We start from the raw sequence: 20,629 nt of genomic DNA on the forward strand, positions 1-20,629 counted from the left end.
AGGCGGAATGAGTTCTCGTAGTGGCAGTTTTGTCGATTGTTTTGATGTCGGTGCACAGTGTGGTGGAAGCCCTGAGCGTGCCAAGCGTTGGCACAAGCCGTTAACCGTTGTGGCCGAGAACCCGGCGGGGGGAAAGCAGGTGGTGAAAACCTATCCTTCTTTCGTGTTTCCGCTTACTCAATACTTTCGAATGCTGGCCCGGCATGAATATCGAATGCTCAAGGCTGTCGAGGGCCTTCCGTTTACCCCTAATGACGTTTATCAGTGCGCTGACTGCAGCGGTGCTCTTCAGTATCAGCACGTAGAGGGTGTGCCTCTCAAAGAGCTGAACCGACGTGGCGGTGTTCCGAACGACTTCTTCGTGAAGCTATACGCCTCGGTGCAACAGATGCACACAAGCGGCGTGGTGCATTTTGATCTGGGTAATTCCGGTAACGTGCTGTGCTCGCCTTCGGGCGAACCGAAAATCATCGATTTCGGGTCAGCCGTATTCTTCCGGCTGTTGCCGGGCGTAATCGGAGAGTGGGCCCGCAAGAAGGATCAGTTGGGCGTACTAAAACTCTGGTACCGCTTCGACCGGAACAGCATGCCCCAGGAAATGCAGGCGTACTATCAGGCCAACTACCGGAAAAACATCTACACCCCCAGGCGTTTTCTGAAAGCGTTGAAGCGTAGCTTCATGAAACCGACGCAATCGACTGCCGAGGCCCTGCCCATGGCCGCGATTATCGGCTTGTTCTTTGGGCTGTTGGCGTTGGTGTCATTGGTCTAGGCCCCGTGGTATGTCGGTGCAATATTCGAATTTTCATTCGAATGTAGACGACTGGTCTAATCATGTTTTAGACTGAGAGCAGATGTTAAAAACTAAGCCGATCTGATCGGCTTTTTATTTACCTAAACACTAGACGACTGGTCTAAGAGTGAGGCGATATGAATAATTTCGAGTTCTACAATCCCACCCGAATCGTATTTGGTGAAGGCACGGTGGCGCGCCTTGATGACCTTGTACCGGCCAATGCGCGGGTGCTGGTGCTGTTCGGCGGCGAAAGTGCCCGAAAAACCGGTACCCTTGATGAGGTCAAGCAGGCGTTGGGCAACCGGCACGTGGCCGAATTTGGTGGTATTGAACCAAACCCGACTTATGAAACCTTGATGAAAGCCGTTGCGGTGATCGAGCAAGATCAGTTCGACTTCCTGCTGGCAGTGGGTGGTGGGTCCGTCATTGACGGCACCAAGTTTGTTGCCGCTGCCGTGAATTTCGACGGCGACCCATGGAGCATTCTTGAGAAACGCGGGCGGAATATTAGCCACGCCATTCCATTCGGCTCTGTACTGACCCTGCCGGCCACCGGTTCCGAGATGAACAGCGGCGCGGTCGTCACCAACAAAGCCCTGAAGGCGAAACTGCCGTTTGCCAGCCCGTTGGTGTATCCCGCGTTCTCCATTCTGGACCCGGTGAAAACCTTCACGCTGCCCGCCAAGCAGGTCAGCAACGGGGTGGCCGATGCATTTACGCACATCATTGAGCAATATCTGACCTATCCGGCGAATGGTTTGGTGCAGGATCGTTTTGCGGAAGGTCTGCTGCAAACGCTCGTCGAGATCGGCCCGAAAGTATTGGAAGACCCGGAAAACTACGAGCTGAGAGCCAACCTGATGTGGGTCGCGACGCTGGCATTGAACGGTTTGATCGGTGCGGGCGTACCACAGGACTGGGCAACGCACATGGTGGGTCATGAACTCACGGCGTTGTACGGTATCGATCATGCCCGGACCTTGGCCATTGTCTTGCCCGGCATGCTGGATGTGCGCCGCGAGTCGAAAGCTGAAAAGTTGCTACAGTATGGTGAGCGGGTCTGGAACATTCGGGAAGGCTCTGAAGCCGAGCGTATTGAGAAAACGATTCAGGCCACCCGCAAGTTTTTTGAAAGCCTTTCGATTCCTACGCGGTTGCCAGATTACGGACTCGATGAAAGCTCCATCGACGACATCATCAGCCAACTTGAACGCCATGGCATGACGAAATTGGGTGAGCACGGAGATGTGACTCCGGAGATCAGCCGTCGTGCCCTTGAAGCCAGCCTGTAACGGAGGAGAAGAGATCATGGAACAGTCATCGTTGAAAAATCGTCAGTGGGTGTTGAACCAGCGTCCGAACGGCGCCCCAACACCGGACGATTTCAAACTGGTGGAAAGTGACATCCCGAGCCTGAATGAAGGTGAGGTGCTGCTGAAAACACGTTACCTGTCTCTGGACCCGTACATGCGTGGCCGAATGAGCGACGCGCCGTCCTATGCGCCGTCTCTGAACATTGGCGAGGTAATTGTCGGCGGCACGGTGTCGGAAGTGGTTGAATCCAAAAATCCGAAGTTCGCCAAAGGCGACCGGGTACTGGCTGGTAGTGGGTGGCAGGAATACGAAGTGTCTGACGGCACGGGGCTGATGTTGGTCGAAGGCTTGCCCGAGCCTTCGTACGCCTTGAGCCTGATGGGTATGCCCGGCTTTACCGCGTATCACGGTTTGCTGAACATCGGTGAGCCAAAACCGGGTGAAACGGTTGTCGTGGCCTCGGCCAGCGGTGCGGTAGGCTCAGTGGTAGGGCAGATTGCCAAGCTGAAAGGCTGCCGGGTGGTTGGCATCACCAGTGGTGGTAAAAAACAGCAGTACGTGAAAGACACGCTGGGCTTTGATGAAAGCCTGGACCGGCATTCGCCGAATTTCGAGGCAGAGCTGGCCAAGGCCGCCCCGGATGGCATTGATGTGTATTACGAGAACGTAGGTGGTGCGGTGTTTGATGCGGTATTGCCGCTGCTTAACGATTTCGCCCGTATCCCTGTGTGCGGTGTGATCGCCCACTACAACGCGACGGAACTACCACAGGGGCCGGATCGCGTGCCCATGCTGGCCGGTATGATTCTGCGCAAGCGCATCCGCATGCAGGGCTTCATCATCATGGACCATTATGAAACCGGCTACGCGCCTTTTGCTAAAGAAATGACTCAGTGGCTGAAAGCGGGCCAGATTCGTATCAAAGAGGACCGGGTTCAAGGTTTTGAGGCGGCGCCAGAGGCCTTCATCGGTCTTCTGGAAGGCAAGAACTTCGGCAAAGTGGTGGTGGATTTCGGAGCCTAACCTTCGGGACTTTGACCCAAAAACCATTCAGATCAGGTGAGGAAAGACGATGAACGTATTAATGGTACTGACATCCCACGATCAACTCGGCAACACCGGTGAAAAGACCGGTTTCTGGCTGGAAGAACTCGCTGCACCCTATTACGTGTTCAAAGACGCAGGAGCCAAGGTGGTTCTGGCGTCGCCTCAGGGTGGCCAGCCACCGCTCGACCCTAACAGCAGTCAGAAAGACGCGCTGACCGAAGCCACCGATCGTTTCGAAGCCGATGCAGAAGCCATGGCCGCATTAGCTTCAACCGCCAAGTTGGCGGATGTCTCGCTGGAGGACTTTGATGCTGTGTTCTATCCCGGCGGCCATGGTCCGTTGTGGGATCTGGCGGAAGACCCCACGTCCATTGCGTTGATTGAAAACGCGATTAAGGCAGGCACCCCGGTAGGGGCAGTTTGTCACGCGCCCGGCGTGCTGCGCCACGTCAAAGGCCAGGACGGAAAGCCTCTGGTGTCCGGCAAAAACGTCACCGGCTTTACCAACACCGAAGAAGAAGCGGTTGGCCTGACCGACGTAGTACCGTTTCTGGTTGAAGATATGCTGAAAGACAACGGTGGGCAGTACAGTAAGGGGGATGACTGGCAGTCCTACGTGGTCACCGATGGCTGGTTGGTAACCGGTCAAAACCCGGCGTCTTCAGCCGCGGCTGCAGAAGCTTTGTTGAAGTTGATGGCCTGACGCACGTTCCTGTGCGCCAGACTGCGGGTTACCGGCCAGTGCCGGATAACCCGCAGTGAACATCCTCGGGTATTGGCGTATCATCCTCGGTTCAAAGCCTTTCAAAGCCTTTCAATGCCTACAGGAGAGCATAATGATCTGGACTGTTTACCTATCCGGTGAAATCCACACAGACTGGCGTGAGCAGATTGCAGCCGGTGCGGAAGCCGCTGGCCTGCCGGTAGAGTTTGTGTCTGCCAATACCGATCACGATTCCAGCGATGCAGCCGGTGATTTTCTGGGTAAGCCGGAAAATAACTTCTGGCGGGATCACCAGTCCTCCAAGGTCAATGCGATCCGCACCAAGACCCTGCTTGAGCAGTGTGATCTGGCGGTGATTCGCTTCGGTGACAAGTACAAGCAGTGGAATGCGGCGTTTGATGCCGGTTATTGCGCGGCCATGGGTACGCCTTACGTGACCCTGCACGATGAAGACATTGTGCACCCGCTGAAAGAAGTGGATGCCGCCGCCATGGCTTGGGCGCAAACCCCCGAGCAAGTGGTTGAGCTGTTGAAGTACGTTACCGCGTAATGACGGCGGTCTAACCGCCAAGCTATCAACAATCGGACAGCTGGTGAGCCCTTACAATCGAATTTCTTGATTGTAAGGGCTTTGTCTTATCGGGCAGCGGTTTGACCGCCGGCTCTGCGCAGCTGCTCCATGGCCCCCAAACTGGCGAACACTTCCAGACTGCTGACTGGGTTTCCTGAGCCGTCACCGCCCACGTAATAATCGGGCATGTCGATGGTGACATCCTTCAGCGCCGGGTACATTACCTGAGCAATATCCCGCTGGATCTCAGCCATGTAAATGTCCCGAGCGGCCTGCTTGGCCAACAGATGAGCCTTGGCAACTTCGGCCTCCGCCATACCCTGCTCACGAATGGCTTTGGCGGCGTAGGTGGCGGCTTCTGCATTGGCTTTTTGAATGTCACGCTCGGCGACAGAAATCTCCAGCTGCTTCTGCTTTTCCAGAACGGCAACAGCCTTTTCTTTCTCTTTCCGAACCGTTTCCAGCTGAGCCTGTTGGCGTTCCATTTCTACTTCTTTCTGCTTCGAAATAATGGCGAGCTCTTTGCTGCGCTGGGCGTCCTGAATTGCCCGGGCTTTTTCGATCTCTTTTTCCAGTTGCGCTGTTTTGGCTTCTGCACGAGCGGTTTCCTGTGCCTGGATCGCAGTGATGCGCTTGGCCACTAGGTCTTTTTTCTTGATCAAAAGTTCATCCAGACGTTTTTCCGGAAGTGGCCGGCCGATGGTGACCTGGCGCACCTGAATGCCGTAGGAATCCAGCGGGTTGGCAATGCGTTTGGCTTGCCCTGCTTTGTCTTGAAGGATGATGTTCTTCCACACCAGCTGCACTTTCCGCTCGAGGCGATCGCCATCGTCGTTAGAGGAAGAGACGGCTGCCAGGTCGGTTTGCTCGATTTCAACTTGTCGCCTTTCGGTTTCGTACAGGCCGTTCTGCAACTGGTCTTCCAGCTGCACCTTGAACTTGTTCAGGCCACCTTGAAAAAATTCCTCACCGGTGTACTGGGTTGCCGTAACCACGGTTACGTTTTTCGCGTTTTTAATAAGCAGGGAGTCGATCAGGTTGTCGTAGCTGCGAAACTCTCGATGCATGGCGACGATCTTTGCTGGATCGGCCGATAGCCGGAAGCGGAACGTAGCGGGGATGCGGGCAGTGTAAGTGTCCGCGAACTGAACCTCGACTTCCGTCAGCTGGCGGGTAGATTTGATCTTTTCACCGCTTTCCTGGTTGCCAAAGCTGAGCGTCATGGCCTGATTGTAGGTATAAACGTTAGAAAACATCGGAACCTTAAAGTGAACGCCGGGCTCGGTGAACACTCGGATACTGCCGAACAAGGTATCTTGCACCACATAGGTGTAGCCGAGCTGAGTTGTAAAGAAGGACGACATGGCAAGGAAAACAACGAAAGCAACACCAGCGATCGCCAGAATGTATTTTTTCAGGTTAGCCAGGATAGGGCCTAGCCATTGTTCGGTCCTTGAGAGTGTTTGGGAATCCATTCGATACTCCTGATGGTTTTTTGGGCGGCTGAAATTACCTTAACGACGGATTTTCTGTGTAGGACCATTTCAGTTGGCGATGTGAGAAATGTCTGCAGTGCGGAAAAGCTCCAACCAGATCATAAAAGCGATAGGCCCCAGTAAGTTAGAGTTGCCTTTTCGCTTCAGTGCTCAAAAACCGCTAACAGGACGTCATAAGGCAAAGGATGATGCCACTCTTCACAATCCGACCCGCCAGGGCATGGGCTCTGGCGGTCGGTCTTATCGTTTTATTCACTACGTCCATACACTCATCGCTAGCCCGGGCCGAGCCTCCGGCTATTCCGTTGGCGAATGTCTACCAGCAAGGGGTTGAGCTTCAAGCTTATTGGGTCAGCGAGAAGCTAGACGGTGTGCGCGCCTATTGGGATGGCGAGCAATTCTGGTCTCGGGGCGGGCACGTTTATGCTGCGCCGCCTTGGTTCACCGAGCAGTTTCCGGATCAGCCGTTGGATGGGGAGCTCTGGAGCGGGCGAGGGCAGTTTTCGCAGCTATCCGGGGTGGTTCGTAAGCAGCAACCGGTTGCCGAGGAGTGGCTGGGCGTGCGTTTCCATGCCTTTGATCTGCCCCTAAAAAATACGCCCTTTACGGCTCGATACCAGCGATTGAAAAGGCTGGTGGAAGAGTCGAGCTCGCGCTATCTGGTGTTGGTTGAGCAAAGCCCGATCTCAGACCATGAAGCCCTGATCACGAAACTGGAAACAACGGTCGCGGCCGGCGGGGAAGGCTTGATGCTCAAGCGCAAAGCCAGCCTTTACCACGGTGGGCGTTCGGATGACTTACTCAAGGTGAAAACGTTTGAAGATGCGGAAGCCGTGGTTGTTGGCCACTTGCCCGGAAAGGGAAAGTATCAGGGCCTGACGGGGGCATTGGAAGTGGAGCTTGAGAGTGGTCGCCGGTTTCGCATCGGAACAGGCTTCAGCGATGCCGACCGGCGCAGTCCACCGCCGCTTGGGGCGACGGTAACCTTTCGCTACCGGGGGCTCACAGCAACCGGGTTGCCCCGTTTTGCCAGTTTTCTCAGAGTTCGGAATGATGAGCCAGAAAAGGCTCGATAATTGTTTGGCCCTATCGTTTCAGCGCTTCCGGGCGTTCCGCCAGCTCCTCAAGCGTGCGATATTCACATTCTTTGGCGGCCATAAAACTCTGAGCAGAGTCGGTCAGAATGTTGTCGTCGCGCATGAAACGACGGCCGAGCAGAACCGGATACGAAAAACGACCTCGATCGGTCAAGGAAAACTGGGTCTCGTGCAGGTTGCCGGAAATGCAGAACTCCATGTGCACGACATAGCGGCGTTGTGACGGTGCTCCTTTTCGCTTGATCAGCACGGTACGGTGCACCGGGCGCTCGAATTCCAGAATCACATCTTCGTGGTCCAGTTGGCCTTCACTGGGCTGGTCTTCATGGTCCCCCAGCGGAAGTTTGAACCTGACCCACTCCTCACCGTCTTGCTCAAAAGGTTCTACGTTAACGGCATGCAGAGACGACGTTTTGGCTCCGGTGTCGAGCCTCGCTTTCAGCCTGACTTCGGTGTCGTCCATCACCACCCATTCCACAAAGCCAAGCACCTCCGGGTCCTTCGCTGAGGTATCGGATGGCGAGGCTGCGTGGGTGCCCGTGATAAAGAAAGCACTCATCAGAGCGGTGATCATTAAGGCAAAACGCATTCATCAACTCCTGAGTTTGCTCGATCCTAGAGGGTATTCGTCATCGAATAGCCGTAAGGCTAACAGTATTCTTTTGATATAGAGATTGCGACGCGATTAAGAATAGTTGAAGTGGCTGAAACACACACTGTCCGAGTGTTTGCTTTGCGCGCGCCGCAAGGCTGCACATGGGCCATACCGGAAGCTGGGGAAGAGCGTACACTGCCCGTATAACGAGGAGACGTTCATGGTGTTTTCGGTGTCAGCTGGAAAAATTCAACAACACATTTCGGCCATTGCCAGTGGCTTTTTAGGGGACTGGTTGGAAGCTCGTGGCAATGGGCTCGCCGTGCCTATGACTCTGTTTGCCGGTGGTAAGGTGCTGAATGCAGGTCATCCGGAACTGGCTGAACCGGGCAGTACGCTGTGCCTCTCCCTTCATGGCTTAATGGAGTTGGAGTCGGTTTGGGATTTCCCCGGTAGGGATGAAGAACATTACGGCTCTCAGCTGGCACAAACCCTGGGCGACACCACTGCCTTGAAGCTGCGCTTCAACTCAGGGCGGCCCATTTACCGCAACGGCCAGGATTTGGCCGATCTGATAGAACGGTTGGTGATGAACTGGCCGGTGCCGGTGAAACGCCTGATTTTTCTGGGCCACAGTATGGGTGGTTTACTGATCCGTAGTGCCTGTTATTACGGTTCCGCAAAGGGCCACAGCTGGGCCGGTAAATCGTTGGATTGCGTCTATATCGGCTCGCCTCATGATGGCTCTTGGCTCGCTATTGGTGCCCATAAGGCTGCAAGTCAGTTGAATAAAGTGCCCAGAGACTACGTGAAGGTCGTCGGTGAAGTGATCGATCTGCGCAGTGAAGGTATCCGAAACCTCTCCCGTGGCGAGGTTTTTGAACCGGGAACGGAGGAGCAACCCTTGCTGTCTGGTGCGCGGCATTTTGCTGTTAGTGGGGCGATAATGAGAGCTGAGCGCCACCTCGTAAACGCCTGGTTTGGCGATGCGTTGGTGCATCGTTCCAGTGCTCACGGCGCACGACGGAAGGGCTGGGAATTGACGGCGAAGGCTAGTTTTCCGGGAGTGGATCATGTCCGCCTTGCGCATCACCCTATGGTGAGCAAGCAAATTCAGGAGTGGCTGGTATGACCCATATCAATAGCAACCTGCAGTGGTGGCGGGGCTTGGCGGATGTGTTGGGCCACGGTTTGCAGCACGGCGCAACCAAGCTTAAGCGGGTGCACCTATCAGTCGCGGACGAGACCTTTCGGGCGCTGGACGCGATACCTGTGGTACGGCCGGTAAACCGCACGGTCAGAGCCTGTCATCACGGCATTTCGAAGCTGAGTTACAGCAGCGTTTCCTGTGCGGGGCGATTGGTTGTTGAGCTGGCGGGGGTGAGCCCAAGCCAGACGGCCGATGGGTCAGTAGATGAAGAGATGATGAACAAATCTTAGTTCGGGGTTAACCCAAAAACGCGATTGTCCTTGGTAGGGTGGAAACACGCTCAACCCAACCACGGAGGAAGACGCGTTATGAGCTATAAATCTCATGTTGTGTATGCCACGGTTCTAAGTGCTGCAGTACTGACTGCACCGGCAGTTTGGGCACAAGACAATACCAGTCGTGACAATTCAGGCCCGTACATCAGTGGTAGCTATGGTGGTTATAAGTCCCATGGCGGTGAATTTGATGATGAAAACGATATGCTGGGCGCCGCTTTGGGTTACCAGTTCAACGAGTTCTTCGCGCTGGAGGCCGAGTACATCGACTTCGGCAACTTCGGTGACGACGATGTGGAAGGTAAGCTCAAAGGTGCCGGGCTGAGTGCTATAGGTCGCCTGCCTTTAACGCAGAGCTTTGGTGTGTATGCCAAAGCGGGTGCCTTTGCTTCCGCGTTTGATGTAGACGCTTTCGATGAAAGCGAAACTTACGACGAAGTGAACCCGTTTGTGGGGGCCGGTGTAGACTTCCGGGTAACGGAACAGCTCACGGCCTTTGCGGAATACAACCGCTATAACGTTGACATCGATGAAGACGATTTTAACGGTCAGGTGAACAACAGCGGTCCGGACTTTGATACCGGTCGGGTGGGTCTGAAGTTCCAGTTCTGATCCGTTAACGCAGAAAGTAAAAAGCGCAGCCGAAATCGGCTGCGCTTTTTTTTATTACTGCTGGTTTTCCAGTTCGCCAAAGGTGTCAGCGAACAGTGCGCTGGACAAGTAGCGCTCGGCCGAGTCCGGCAGAATCACCACAATGTTCTTACCTTTGTGTTCCGGCTGCTTGCTGACTCGAACGGCGGCAGCAACAGCGGCTCCGCAGGAAATGCCGCACAGGATGCCTTCTTCCTGCATCAAGCGATGTGCCATAGCCATCGCATCTTCATTGGATACCGCTTCAACCTGATCCACCAAGTCCATATCCAGGTTGCCCGGAATAAAGCCGGCACCAATACCCTGGATTTTGTGGGGCGCAGGCTTCGGTTCCTGTCCACTTTTCACTTGGCCAATAATCGGGGAATCGGTCGGCTCCACTGCGACAGTGGTAATCGCCTTGCCCTGAGTGCCTTTGATGTAACGGGATACGCCGGTCAGTGTGCCACCGGTGCCTACACCCGCTACGAAAATATCAACGGCACCATCCGTGTCATTCCAGATTTCCGGACCGGTGGTGTCTTCGTGAATCTTCGGGTTAGCCGGGTTTTCGAACTGCTGAGGCAGGAAGTGGTTGTCTGGATCGGCATCCACGATTTCCTTCGCACGGGCAATGGCACCCGGCATACCTTTGGCTGGCTCGGTCAGTACCAGGTCAGCGCCCAGTGCTTTCAGTACCTTGCGGCGCTCCAGACTCATCGACGCAGGCATAGTCAATACCAGCTTGTAGCCCCGGGCAGCGGCTACGTAAGCGAGGGCGATACCGGTGTTACCGCTGGTAGGCTCGACAATGGTCATGCCAGGCTTCAGCACGCCACGTTTCTCGGCATCCCAGATCATGGCCGCACCAATCCGGCATTTGACTGAATACGCCGGGTTGCGGCCTTCAATCTTTGCCCAAATGGTGGCCCCATCGTTCACCCGGTTCAGTTTAACCAGCGGGGTATTACCGATGGAAAGGGAATTGTCGTCGTAGATACGTGCCATGCTTTGCTCCTAGTGTCTGGTAATATCCAATAGTTATAGATCCTACCCCCGGACGACTGAGCAAAGCTAGGCCGTGCACAGGCAAATTAAGAACCAAAAGGAGTAAGGTTATGAGTGAGAGTCTTTTCGATTGGCAGCATACGCCAGCGGCAGTATGGCGTCGTCATCGGTCAGGCTTGAGGGACATTCGTCGGTTGGACCCGGTTAGCTGGGATGATCTCACTGGCATCGACAAGCAGAAAGCGGCTCTGTCTCGCAATACCGAACGATTCCTGAACAAGCAGCCGTCCAACAATGTCTTGCTTTGGGGCTCTAGGGGCACCGGGAAATCGTCGCTGATCAAGGCTTTGTTAAACCGCTATCAGGATCAGGGCCTGCGGATGATCGAAGTGGATAAAGACGATTTGGTGAACCTGCCGGAAATTGTCGATGACATTTGTGACCTGCCGTTCCGGTTCGTAATCTTCTGTGATGACCTGTCTTTTGATGTCGGAGAGTCGGGCTATAAAGCGTTGAAGAGCGTGTTGGAAGGTTCGTTAGAACTACCTCCTGAAAACGTGCGGGTGTACGCCACCTCGAACCGTCGCCATCTGATGCCCGAGTTTATGAGCGATAACCTGAAAAGCGAGGTTCGCGACGGTGAGTTGCATCCGGCGGAGGCCATCGAGGAACAAGTGTCGCTGGCGGACCGGTTCGGGCTGCAGCTGTCGTTCTATCCCTTCTCGCAGGATGTCTATTTGCAGGCGGTGGACGCGCTGTTCCCGTCGGTGGCCGATCGGGAACAACTGCATCTTGAGGCGGTCCGTTTTGCAACCCGAAAAGGCGTGCGCAACGGTCGATCTGCCCAGCAATTTTACCGCGAGTTTGCGGGCGACCCCCGGTTCAGCTAAGGCGCGTTACTGGCGGTCTGCCATACGAATAAATCGATGGTGGATCAGCCGGATAACAACAAACACCGTCGCCAGAACCACGGGAATGGCGATTCCGAGCGCCACCGGTTTGTTGACGGGGTAACCGGCTCCTGCCAGTGCGCTCAGCCCCAAACTGAGTAAGCCAATCAGATAGTAAGAGATGGCGACCACCGAGAAGCCTTCTACGGTGTGCTGCATCATTAACTGAATGCGCGAGCGACGGTCCATGGAACTGAGCAGTTCCTGATTCTGGCTTTGAATAGCCAGCTCCACCCGGGTGCGCATCATGTCGGAAGCCCGGTCTACCCGGCGCGACAAGTCTTCCAGCCGGACACCCACCGACTCGCAGGTTTTCACGGCAGGGGTGAGCCGCCGTGTCATGAACTCGGTGATGGTCAGATGGCCGGATACTTCGTCTTCCCGCAGTTCTTCCAGCCGGGTCAGCACCAGCTGGTGGTACGCTTTGGTGGCCGAAAAACGGAAGGTCGAGTGAGCGCGAAAAGCCTCGATTTTAGCGGCAATGTGGGTGAGCTTTGCCAGAATGGTTTGCTCATCCAGGGTCTCGTTATCCGCCAACGCCTGGGTGATGGTGGCCAGCTGTTGGTCCATGTCGTTCAGGGCCGGGGTGATGTCCCGCGCGACGGGCAATGCCAGGAGCGACATCAGTCGATAGGTTTCGATTTCCATCAAACGCTGCACAAGACGGCCCAATTGGCTGTCCGACATGCTGTCGTTGATCACCATGAAGCGGCCGAAGTTGTCGCTGTGCAGCTGGAAAGTGCCCAACACGCGTGCGGCGCCTTCCTGCGGGCTACTGCCGACCAGCCGCATGCCTTCAAAATGCCTGCGCATGAACGCGGGCTCGTCGCGGGCGTGCGCCGACGAGGGGCTTACGTCGATATGAAAGGCAGCCACCACGGTCCCTTGGAGTTGTTTTAACCAGCCATGTGGCAGTGCGCTGATACCCGTTTCCTCGAAAGGCTCTGCGTCCGAAGGTGCTAAATTGGTGAAAGTGTACGCGGTAAATTCCATGTGCACTTCCCGGCGTATGCGAAGCTGATCAAAGGTCTGCTCGTAGCAGGTCACTTCTTCTTCCGGCCAGGGTTCTCCCAGCATTCGGTGCAGGCTTTGCAGATGTTTAAACTGGTTTTTGCGCTGCTCCGGTGTGGTTATGACGGCGATGTGGCTTACCCGAGCGCTGGGTGGCAGTACCTGAAACGGCCGTGAATGCAGTTCCTGATAGAGGTCGGCGCGCAGGGGGTGAAAATCCAAAGCGACGGGCTTGGCTGTCACGGGGCAGTCCTTGGTTCGTTGGGAAGTTTCGGGATGATAACGCGGAAGGCGACACCGTCAATGCCATTAAGGTGCTGGTTTTGGGCGTCAATTCGGCCACTATGGAACTCCGCGATTAAACGAACAATGAGCAGTCCCTGGCCCAGATGGCCCTCGGCTTTACCTTCACGCTGGGAAACAAACGCCCCGAAAATGTCCACACCCGGGTTCACTGGCAGGTTTGAACCTTCGTTAAATACTTCGATGGTGTAGTGCTCCGGGTCGTGCTCCAAACGCATTTCAATAGCGCCTCCTTCAGGTGTGAAATCCCGCGCGTTATCAACCAGCTTATCGAGCATTTGCACCAGCATTTCCGGAGAGCCGAGCAGCGGGCAGGCGGTGTCGGGTTCATCGCAGTGATACTGGTGGTGTGGGTCCAGCTGTTGGTAAGCCGCACAGGCCTGACGAACGACCTCGGCGAGATCGAAGTGTTCTTTGTCGGCCTGATCAAAGCTCTGCTCCAGCCGAGCGGCTTCACTCATGCTGTTCAAAATGCGTCTTAACCGCTCGGCGGCGGAGGCCGCTCGCTCGAGATACTGTTGGCGCTCGTCTTCGGAGTGGCTATGAGCAAGGTTTTCCAGTGATGAGCGAACCACGGCCACGGGGGTTTTCAATTCGTGAGACAGGCGGCGGGAAAAACTTTCCAGATATTGGTTGTAGCTTTGCAGGCGCGACACCATTTGCCCGAACTGTTGTTGCAGCTGCCCCAGTTCGTCGCTGGCGCGGGCAGGGGGTATGGATTCGAGAATCCGGCCGTCTTCGTCAACGCTGGCGCTGACCAACTTCTGCAGGCGCGCGATACGCCACGATAACCAGCTGGCATAGCCGAGCAGAGCCAGTGTCAGTGCCAGAATAATCAGCAGACTGCGAGCCAATACGCTACCCAGAGCCGAGCCGGAAACGCTGAGCAGTTGTTCCATCGACTGCTTGAGCAAGAGTGACCGACCGCCGAAGAAGGTGTGTTCCGAGGCCAGCCAGACGGTGCCATCTTGGTGTACCAAATGGTGGTCAGGTAAACCACCCCTGTGCAGTTGATGATGCGTTGTCGCCAATGCCTTGGGCTTCGGTTGGTACAGTCGGACCAGGCTTCGGAGCGCGTTAAGGGTGATTTGCTCTAGGATCTGACCGGTGGACAGGTCATCGAAATCGGTTGAAGGCATCGGGTTTTCTGCTTGGCTGTGAGCGGCGATCCAGCCGGCGGGTTCGATCACGGTCACCTGTTGTCCAGTGCTAAGCTGACGAGCCAGCGCGCGTTCAAGGGCCGTATTGCGTTGGATCAGCAGCGGGGGTGGCGTGAGCGGTGTGCCTTCAGTGCCGTGGCTGTCGCTGGATTGCCCTGTCTGGAAGCCCAGTCGGCTGCCCGGGGCGGGCTTCGGCATTCTCAGTTCCAGTTGCCAGCGCGAACCCAGATCTTCCCAAGCCACCTCAAGCCGGCGGTCTGTTCGAGCGACGTCGCCGTCAATCAGGGCGGGAACGTTGGTGCCCGGGGCTGTTGTTCTGATCAGCCACGTCTTTGGTTGGTTTGCTTCAAGTTGGCCGGGAGGAGGGGTCAATACCAGTTCAACGCGGTCATGAGGCTGCTCGGGCTGGTTTGGATTGAACGGGCGCAGGCCCTGATCGCGCTTTTGAATCAGCAAATAAAGAGACCGGTTGTTGCTGGTGACCAGCCATCGAAGGTGGTCCTGACCGGGGCGGGATTGCCAGGGAAGTTGTTCTTCGTGGTCTCTGAACCCGGGCCAGGTGGTGGTGAACCCGTCCACTTTCGGGAATTGCGTGGTGGTGTCGGCATAGAGAGCGTTACCGTCGGCCGCCACCGGCACGCCCAGCATGAAATCGCCAGCCAGTTCTGCCAAGCGGGCGCCTTTCTCGTCCAGCTGTTGCAGTGCTTGGGCCCGCAGCGCGTTATCCAGTTCCAGCACAAACTTCAGACCGGCCCAAGGGATCAGCAACATCAGCACGCTGGCTAAAAACAGCTGGCGCATGAGGCTCACAGGTTAGACCTCACGGGCGTTCCACCGGTACCCCATACCGTAGGCTGTTTGAATGCCGTCAAAGCTCCCATCGAGTTGCATAAATTTTCGGCGGATGCGTTTGATGTGCGAGGTCACGGTGTTGTCGTCGAGCACCGTGCTGGCGGCTTCCATCAGCTGTTCACGGCTGCGAACGTGGCCGGGGTGTTGCACCAGCGAGTGCAGCATCCAGAATTCGGTCACCGTCAGATCAACCGGCTGTTGGTCCCAGCTTACCGTCATTCGATCCACGTTCATTTCCATACGCCCCCGCTGCACTACTTCATCGGGTTTTTGCAAGGCTTCGGCCCAGGCCTCGGCTCGGCGAAGCAGGGCGGTGATCCGAGCCAACAGGTGGTCCAGACTCATGTCTTTGGTGACGTAATCATCGGCGCCGAGGCGCAGGCCGTGAACGGTGTCTATGTCGCTGTCTCGGGCGGTCAGGAAAATAATCGGCAGGGTTGCCGACTGCGCTCGCAGCGCCTGACACAGAGTAAAGCCGCCTTCCGGTTCGTCGCCCAGCCCAACGTCAATAATGGCAAGGTCGGGCAGGCTCTGGCGCAGCACTTGCCAAGCCGAAGGCCGGTCACCATACGTGGACACTCGATAACCCCGGCGTTCAAACGCCGCCCGGTAGTTGTCGCGAATGCCTGCTTCGTCTTCAATCAGCGCAATGTGTTTTTTCATAGCCAGTCGTTCAGCGGTATGTCGCTCCATTAAACCATGCTCAAGACCCGGTTCAAGCAAGAGCGGCGGGATTGCCACAATTCATCATAGTTTTCCGTCAGTTTGCCCGCTTTTGCCACGGTGAAGCCGTGTCGGACTGTTGCAATGGCATCACTCACTGCCACAAAAAGGATGACGTGATGATGTTGCTAACGCTGTTTACCAATCCGGCCGCAAGAGCCGACCTTTGTGTCCCGCGCCCGCTGAAGCTGGTTGCCCGTAAAAAGCTGCGTATTGCCGAAGGTGTTAGCCTTTGGCTGGCGGTTCTGATGATGTTGTTTGTACACCCTCTGTATGCCGAAGCCAGTGACGATAGCCAAGAAGATGCAGGGCAGCTGTACCTGATGAACGGGCAAAGTACCTGGCAACAACCGGCGCTGATCCTGAACAGCGACTTTAAGGTGCAGGTGTCGGGCTTGCTGGCTCAAACCCAGCTAACCCGCGAATTCAAAAACACCAGCGATCAATGGCAAGAAGGCGTGTTTGTTTTTCCTTTGCCGGACAAAGCCACCGTCTACGGTTTGGTGATGACGGTCGGTGAACGCCGGGTTGTAGGGCGTATCGAACCGAAGGCGCAGGCTCGTAAAACCTACGAGAAAGCCAAAGCGGCTGGACAGCATGCTGCAATGGCCGAACAGCAACGCCCAAACTTATTCACCAGCCGCATTGCCAACATTCCGCCGGGCGAAACGGTAAGCGTAGAAATGCACTTCCAACAACCGGTCAGCTACCGCCAAGGCGAGTTCGAGTTGCGTCTGCCCACCACGTTAACACCACGCTACATGCCCGGTGAAGTGGTCGCCGAAGCGCCTAAAGACTGGCACTCTGGTTGGGCCATGCCGACTGATCAAGTGCCGGATGCCCATGAGATCAGCCCTTTCACCGTGCGCCCCGAAGACGTATCACCCCAGAGCCACAGAGCGACCTTTACGCTTGAGATTGAAGGCGGCTTTCCGCTGGCGGAAGTCACCAGCCCGAGCCATAGCCTGCATGCAGACATTGATGGCACCCGGGTGACGGTAAAGCCCGAAGGCGATCGGTTCCTGATGAACAAAGATGTCATCGTGCGCTGGCGCCCAGTGGCCGGCCGGGAGCCGACCGCTGCGGTGTTTTATCAGCAGTGGCAGGGGCAGGACTTTCTGATGGCGATGGTGTTGCCGCCGGACACCACTGGCCCCGTATTGCGCCGTGAACTTCAATTTGTAATCGATACTTCGGGCTCGATGGCCGGTGAATCCATGGTACAAGCGCGAAAGGCTTTGTTGCGTGGTCTCGATACCCTGCGCCCGGGCGACTATTTCAACGTTGTTCAGTTCAACAGCCAGGCCCACGCCCTGTTTTCTCAACCAGTTCCGGCGGAACGGCACTATTTGGCCCGTGCTCGCCATTATGTACACAACTTACAGGCAGACGGTGGTACGGAAATGGCGGGCGCTTTGTCACTGGCAATGAACATGGACAAGGCTCCGGTGGAGGCGCTGGTCCAGCAAATGGTGTTCATCACCGATGGTGCCGTGGGCAATGAAACGGCGCTGTTCGAGACGATTCGCCGGGGTCTGAATGATCGCCGCATGTTCACGGTGGGCATTGGCTCGGCACCCAATATGCACTTTTTACGGGAAGCGGCTCGCTGGGGACGAGGGGAGTACACCGCCATCCACAGTAGCGGAGAGGTGAATCAGGCGTTGAACAAACTGTTCTCTGCGATGGAGGCTCCTGTACTGACCGATCTGGAGGTGCGTTGGCCGTCCCACGGTTCAGAATCGAATGCCGTGCCCTCTAAACCGGGTGATTTATTCCGTGGCCGACCGTTGGTGCAAGCGATTCAGGGCGTGCCCGCGGCCGGCGAAATGGAAGTGTCAGGCAAACTTCCGGGCGGGCGTCGTTGGAGTACGCGCTTGAACTTGAATCATGCCGAACCGGCGACAGGCTTGAACCGACATTGGGCCAGAGGCCGGATTGATGAGTTGATGGATGCCGCCAGCCTGAATGGAGAGTCGCCGGATGAATCGCACATTATAAAGTTGTCGATGGTGCACCAGGTGATGTCGCCGTTTACCAGTTTTGTTGCAGTGGAGGAGCAACCGGTCCGGCCAACCTATGAAGATCTTGAAAGTGAGCAGTTACCTACCTTGCTGCCAGCGGGCAGTCAGTCCGGCATGTTGCGATACCCACAAACGGCCACCTTCTGGCCACTGCTCAGTGCTTTGGGGTTGCTGGGGCTGATGTTTGCTCTGGCGGTGGCACTGCTGAACCGGAGGGTCGCACTATGACGCGTTTTTTGGTTCTGCTGACAAGTGCCTCGCTTATTCTGCTGATGTTTGGATTATGGATACCGTTCAAGGCGTTGGTGGCTCAGGAATTGTTGGAGAAAGCCTGGGCAGACAGCCAGTCTCAACAAACAGAGCAGCGGCCCTGGCCCTGGGCTGACACCTGGCCTGTGGCCAAGCTTGAATTGCCGGAGTTGGGGGTTTCTATGATCGTTCTGGAGGGCGGCCACGGCGAGAGCCTGGCCTTCGGTCCCGGGCGGGTGTTTGGCGGCGAGCGTGGCCCGCTGGTTCTGGCTGGCCATCGCGACACCCATTTCCGTCATTTGCAAAATGTGCAGCCGGGTTACCGGCTTCGGGTGCAAAACCAAAATCGGCAATGGCGGCAGTACGAAGTCACCGATGTCGGCATTGTCGATAGCCGTAAAGAGACGATAGACACCCACCAGCTCGCCGAGGACTCGGTGCTGTTAATTACCTGTTATCCCTTTGACACTTTGGATGCTAGAGGGCCCTTGCGCTATGTTGTAAAAGCGCGACCTGTATCTGAAACGGGGCTAAGCACTACTGTTGCGATTTTATAAATTGGCGTACACTTGTACGCCAAAATTTTTGAGATCCGGAAACACAGTATGGGTGTGGTACGAAAAATACTGGCATGGTTGTCGGTTGCCGTTATTTGTTTATTGTCATTAGTGCTGTATCTGGCACGGCCTTTTAACCCGGACAACAATCGCTTGTTAGCCGGTTTTATTGCTCGCTTTTGCCGGCGGGTGCTGGGCATGCAGCGGCCTTTGTATGGCGCCGAGAATATGCCGCAAGACCGGCCAACCGTCATCGTGGCGAATCATCAGGAGAACGACGACTTGATGGTTGTTGGTGACCTGTTACCCCCAAGGACGGTAGCGGTGGGTAAGTCTGCGCTGCTCTGGATTCCGTTCTTTGGTCAGGTATTTTGGTTGGGTGACAACATTATTCTTAACCGGAGTCAGTCCCATAAAGCTGTGGCGATCATGAAGGCCACCAGCGATGCCATCAACAAAGACCGCAAAAGCATTTGGGTGTTTGCTGAAGGTACTCGCAGCCGGGGCCGGGGGCTTGGGCGCTTTAAAAAAGGCGCGTTTCACATGGCCATTACCGCAGGTGCGCCGATCACCATGGTGTGCGTAGCCAACTACCACGGCAAAACCGAAGGCTTGTGCGGCCGTCGGGGCGCAGTACCGGTACGCATTCTTCCGCCGATCGAAACCACGGGTTTGACCAATGCCGATGTCACGGACCTGATGGAGCGTTGCCATAAGCAAATGGCCGAGGCGGTAGACGAGTTGTCGGGTACGGCCGGAACTGCTTGAACAGCCTCAACAAACAGGGCAGTCTTTGGGGCATAAGGTTGAATGATTAAACGATAGGAGAACCGATAGATGAGTCTGATCTGGTTTCTGATTATTGGTGGTCTTGCTGGCTGGTTGGCTGGCCTGATTATGAAAGGCAAAGGTTTTGGCGTACTGGCCAATATTGGTATTGGTATTGTCGGCTCCGTTATTGGCGGGGTTGTTTTCGGCCTGCTCGGGCTGGCGGTGAAGAGCATGGTTGGAGAGCTGGTGACAGCGACTGCTGGCGCGGTGCTGCTTTTAGCCATCGTTAACAAGATAAAGCAGAGCTGACATGATCATACCCGTTACGGCTGTCTTTGCTGCGGTCACAGGCATTTTGCTGCTGGTTCTGTCTGTCATGGCAGTCAGGTTCCGGCTTAAGTATCAAATCGGCATGGGGGTCAACGACGACCCTGTCTTTCAGGCAACGGTTCGGGCCCACGCGAATCTGGTGGAGTACGCTCCGGTTGGCTTGATCATGCTGGCTATTGCTGAATTGAACGGTGTGTCTTCAACCTGGATCTACTGGACCGGGATGGCATTGGTGGTAGGGCGAATTCTGCACGCCTTCGGCATGATTAAGGGCAAAGGCAAAACCCACATGGCGCGGTTGGTGGGCATGGTGCTGACCTGGTTGTCGATTCTGGTGGCGGCGATTTTGCTGCTATGGAACGTTGGCAAGGTTTACGGTTAACACCGGTAATGAACAAAAACGGGGCCTGAGTGGCCCCGTTTTTGTTTCGGCGGGCGTTACATTAAAGGGCTTGAGCGATGTCCATTGAGAGGTATTCCAGCTCAACCCGGCGGTTGGCTGCGTGGTCTTCCGGCCGAGCCAGAGGGCGTTCCGCGCCCCAGGTCGTCATGATCATCGCTGAGGGAGATACGCCTTCCTGCGTCAGCAGCTTCACGACGGCATGGGCTCTCAGGCGGGCTAAAAACTGGTTATAGTCGCCCGACCCGAAATTGTCTGAGTGCCCGTGAATTTTTATCCGCGTGCCGGGGTTGCGCTTCAGATAGGCGGCATGCTGTTTGAGAATCTCGGTATCGGTTGCATCCAGTGTGTGCTTGTTAAAACTGTAGTGAAAGCGAGTGCGGTGAGGGCGACCTGCCTCCTGACGTTGCTGAGCTGCGTTAAATCCGGAAAGCAGCGCGGCTTTGGCCAGCATTTCAGGGTTGTCTAAAACGAGAGTCGTCATCTGCAGTATCCTTGCAATCAAAGTCAGGTTCTTTTTGTTATCGCTCAGGTAC

The 20,629-nt window shown here is 55.8% G+C and carries 22 protein-coding genes; 15 read left to right on the forward strand and 7 right to left on the reverse strand.

The window, feature by feature from the left end:
- Positions 1-7: 7 nt before the first annotated feature.
- The 5 genes from DOQ08_RS12700 (at position 8) to DOQ08_RS12720 (ending at position 4,431) form a co-directional block, all read left to right on the forward strand.
- Complete coding sequence (locus DOQ08_RS12700; protein WP_114335318.1) at positions 8-772, forward strand: serine/threonine-protein kinase; 765 nt, start codon at positions 8-10, stop codon at positions 770-772.
- 158 nt (positions 773-930) lie between these two features.
- The gene (locus tag DOQ08_RS12705; RefSeq protein ID WP_114335319.1) at positions 931-2,088 is read left to right on the forward strand and encodes an iron-containing alcohol dehydrogenase; all 1,158 of its coding nucleotides are present in this window, start codon (positions 931-933) and stop codon (positions 2,086-2,088) included.
- A 16-nt stretch (positions 2,089-2,104) separates the two neighbouring features.
- Positions 2,105-3,133, forward strand: a complete 1,029-nt coding sequence (locus DOQ08_RS12710) for an NADP-dependent oxidoreductase (RefSeq protein WP_114335320.1) — start codon at positions 2,105-2,107, stop codon at positions 3,131-3,133.
- A 49-nt stretch (positions 3,134-3,182) separates the two neighbouring features.
- Positions 3,183-3,860 (forward strand): type 1 glutamine amidotransferase domain-containing protein, encoded by a 678-nt coding sequence (locus tag DOQ08_RS12715; protein WP_114335321.1) that lies wholly within the window; start codon positions 3,183-3,185, stop codon positions 3,858-3,860.
- Positions 3,861-3,993: 133 nt separating this feature from the next.
- On the forward strand, positions 3,994-4,431 hold the full coding sequence (locus tag DOQ08_RS12720; RefSeq protein ID WP_114335322.1) for a YtoQ family protein: 438 nt from the start codon (positions 3,994-3,996) through the stop codon (positions 4,429-4,431).
- An 86-nt stretch (positions 4,432-4,517) separates the two neighbouring features.
- On the opposite strand, the gene DOQ08_RS12725 is transcribed toward DOQ08_RS12720, so the two are convergent.
- On the reverse strand, positions 4,518-5,927 hold the full coding sequence (locus DOQ08_RS12725; protein ID WP_114335323.1) for an SPFH domain-containing protein: 1,410 nt from the start codon (positions 5,925-5,927) through the stop codon (positions 4,518-4,520).
- A gap of 209 nt (positions 5,928-6,136) precedes the next feature.
- Between DOQ08_RS12725 and DOQ08_RS12730 the strand changes: the two genes are divergently transcribed.
- Positions 6,137-7,024 (forward strand): DNA ligase, encoded by an 888-nt coding sequence (locus DOQ08_RS12730; RefSeq protein ID WP_114335324.1) that lies wholly within the window; start codon positions 6,137-6,139, stop codon positions 7,022-7,024.
- 10 nt (positions 7,025-7,034) lie between these two features.
- Here the strand turns inward: DOQ08_RS12730 and DOQ08_RS12735 are convergent, their stop codons facing one another.
- The gene (locus DOQ08_RS12735; RefSeq protein WP_114335325.1) at positions 7,035-7,634 is read right to left on the reverse strand and encodes an ATP-dependent zinc protease family protein; all 600 of its coding nucleotides are present in this window, start codon (positions 7,632-7,634) and stop codon (positions 7,035-7,037) included.
- 226 nt (positions 7,635-7,860) lie between these two features.
- Here DOQ08_RS12735 and DOQ08_RS12740 point away from each other — a divergent pair, with 226 nt between their 5' ends.
- The 3 genes from DOQ08_RS12740 (at position 7,861) to DOQ08_RS12750 (ending at position 9,737) form a co-directional block, all read left to right on the forward strand.
- Positions 7,861-8,772 carry a lipase family protein gene (locus DOQ08_RS12740; RefSeq protein ID WP_114335326.1) on the forward strand — a complete coding sequence of 304 codons (912 nt, stop codon included), beginning with the start codon at positions 7,861-7,863 and terminating at the stop codon, positions 8,770-8,772.
- Positions 8,769-9,080 (forward strand): hypothetical protein, encoded by a 312-nt coding sequence (locus tag DOQ08_RS12745; protein ID WP_114335327.1) that lies wholly within the window; start codon positions 8,769-8,771, stop codon positions 9,078-9,080. Before DOQ08_RS12740 ends, DOQ08_RS12745 begins: the two co-directional genes overlap by 4 nt.
- Positions 9,081-9,158: 78 nt before the next feature.
- A complete protein-coding gene (locus DOQ08_RS12750) occupies positions 9,159-9,737 on the forward strand; it encodes a porin family protein (RefSeq protein ID WP_114335328.1) in 579 nt (192 codons plus the stop codon).
- A 54-nt stretch (positions 9,738-9,791) separates the two neighbouring features.
- On the opposite strand, the gene cysK is transcribed toward DOQ08_RS12750, so the two are convergent.
- Positions 9,792-10,763 carry a cysteine synthase A gene (gene cysK / locus DOQ08_RS12755; RefSeq protein WP_114335329.1) on the reverse strand — a complete coding sequence of 324 codons (972 nt, stop codon included), beginning with the start codon at positions 10,761-10,763 and terminating at the stop codon, positions 9,792-9,794.
- Between the two features lie 110 nt (positions 10,764-10,873).
- On the opposite strand from cysK, the gene DOQ08_RS12760 reads away from it, so the two are divergent.
- Complete coding sequence (locus tag DOQ08_RS12760) at positions 10,874-11,653, forward strand: ATP-binding protein (RefSeq protein WP_114335330.1); 780 nt, start codon at positions 10,874-10,876, stop codon at positions 11,651-11,653.
- Between the two features lie 6 nt (positions 11,654-11,659).
- Here the strand turns inward: DOQ08_RS12760 and DOQ08_RS12765 are convergent, their stop codons facing one another.
- The 3 genes from DOQ08_RS12765 to pdsR are packed head-to-tail and all read right to left on the reverse strand — an operon-like array spanning position 11,660 to position 15,702.
- Entirely contained in the window at positions 11,660-12,967 is a 1,308-nt protein-coding gene (locus tag DOQ08_RS12765; RefSeq protein ID WP_114335331.1) for a DUF3422 family protein, read from the reverse strand.
- On the reverse strand, positions 12,964-14,988 hold the full coding sequence (locus tag DOQ08_RS12770) for an ATP-binding protein (RefSeq protein ID WP_227537689.1): 2,025 nt from the start codon (positions 14,986-14,988) through the stop codon (positions 12,964-12,966). The genes DOQ08_RS12765 and DOQ08_RS12770 overlap by 4 nt, the downstream gene beginning before the upstream one ends.
- A 12-nt stretch (positions 14,989-15,000) precedes the next feature.
- Complete coding sequence (gene pdsR, locus DOQ08_RS12775) at positions 15,001-15,702, reverse strand: proteobacterial dedicated sortase system response regulator (RefSeq protein WP_114335333.1); 702 nt, start codon at positions 15,700-15,702, stop codon at positions 15,001-15,003.
- Between the two features lie 71 nt (positions 15,703-15,773).
- On the opposite strand from pdsR, the gene DOQ08_RS12780 reads away from it, so the two are divergent.
- The 5 genes from DOQ08_RS12780 (at position 15,774) to DOQ08_RS12800 (ending at position 20,075) form a co-directional block, all read left to right on the forward strand.
- On the forward strand, positions 15,774-18,014 hold the full coding sequence (locus DOQ08_RS12780; RefSeq protein ID WP_227537669.1) for a marine proteobacterial sortase target protein: 2,241 nt from the start codon (positions 15,774-15,776) through the stop codon (positions 18,012-18,014).
- Positions 18,011-18,592: a class GN sortase gene (locus DOQ08_RS12785; protein WP_114335335.1), complete on the forward strand. Its 582-nt coding sequence runs from the start codon at positions 18,011-18,013 to the stop codon at positions 18,590-18,592. Before DOQ08_RS12780 ends, DOQ08_RS12785 begins: the two co-directional genes overlap by 4 nt.
- A gap of 48 nt (positions 18,593-18,640) precedes the next feature.
- Positions 18,641-19,360, forward strand: a complete 720-nt coding sequence (locus DOQ08_RS12790) for a lysophospholipid acyltransferase family protein (RefSeq protein WP_114335336.1) — start codon at positions 18,641-18,643, stop codon at positions 19,358-19,360.
- A 69-nt stretch (positions 19,361-19,429) separates the two neighbouring features.
- Positions 19,430-19,672: a GlsB/YeaQ/YmgE family stress response membrane protein gene (locus DOQ08_RS12795; RefSeq protein WP_114335337.1), complete on the forward strand. Its 243-nt coding sequence runs from the start codon at positions 19,430-19,432 to the stop codon at positions 19,670-19,672.
- A gap of 1 nt (position 19,673) precedes the next feature.
- Entirely contained in the window at positions 19,674-20,075 is a 402-nt protein-coding gene (locus tag DOQ08_RS12800) for an MAPEG family protein (protein ID WP_114335338.1), read from the forward strand.
- 61 nt (positions 20,076-20,136) lie between these two features.
- Here the strand turns inward: DOQ08_RS12800 and DOQ08_RS12805 are convergent, their stop codons facing one another.
- Positions 20,137-20,577, reverse strand: a complete 441-nt coding sequence (locus tag DOQ08_RS12805) for an OmpA family protein (protein WP_114335339.1) — start codon at positions 20,575-20,577, stop codon at positions 20,137-20,139.
- Between the last annotated feature and the right edge of the window lie 52 nt (positions 20,578-20,629).

The organism is Marinobacter litoralis (assembly GCF_003336705.1).
Classification (GTDB): domain Bacteria; phylum Pseudomonadota; class Gammaproteobacteria; order Pseudomonadales; family Oleiphilaceae; genus Marinobacter; species Marinobacter litoralis.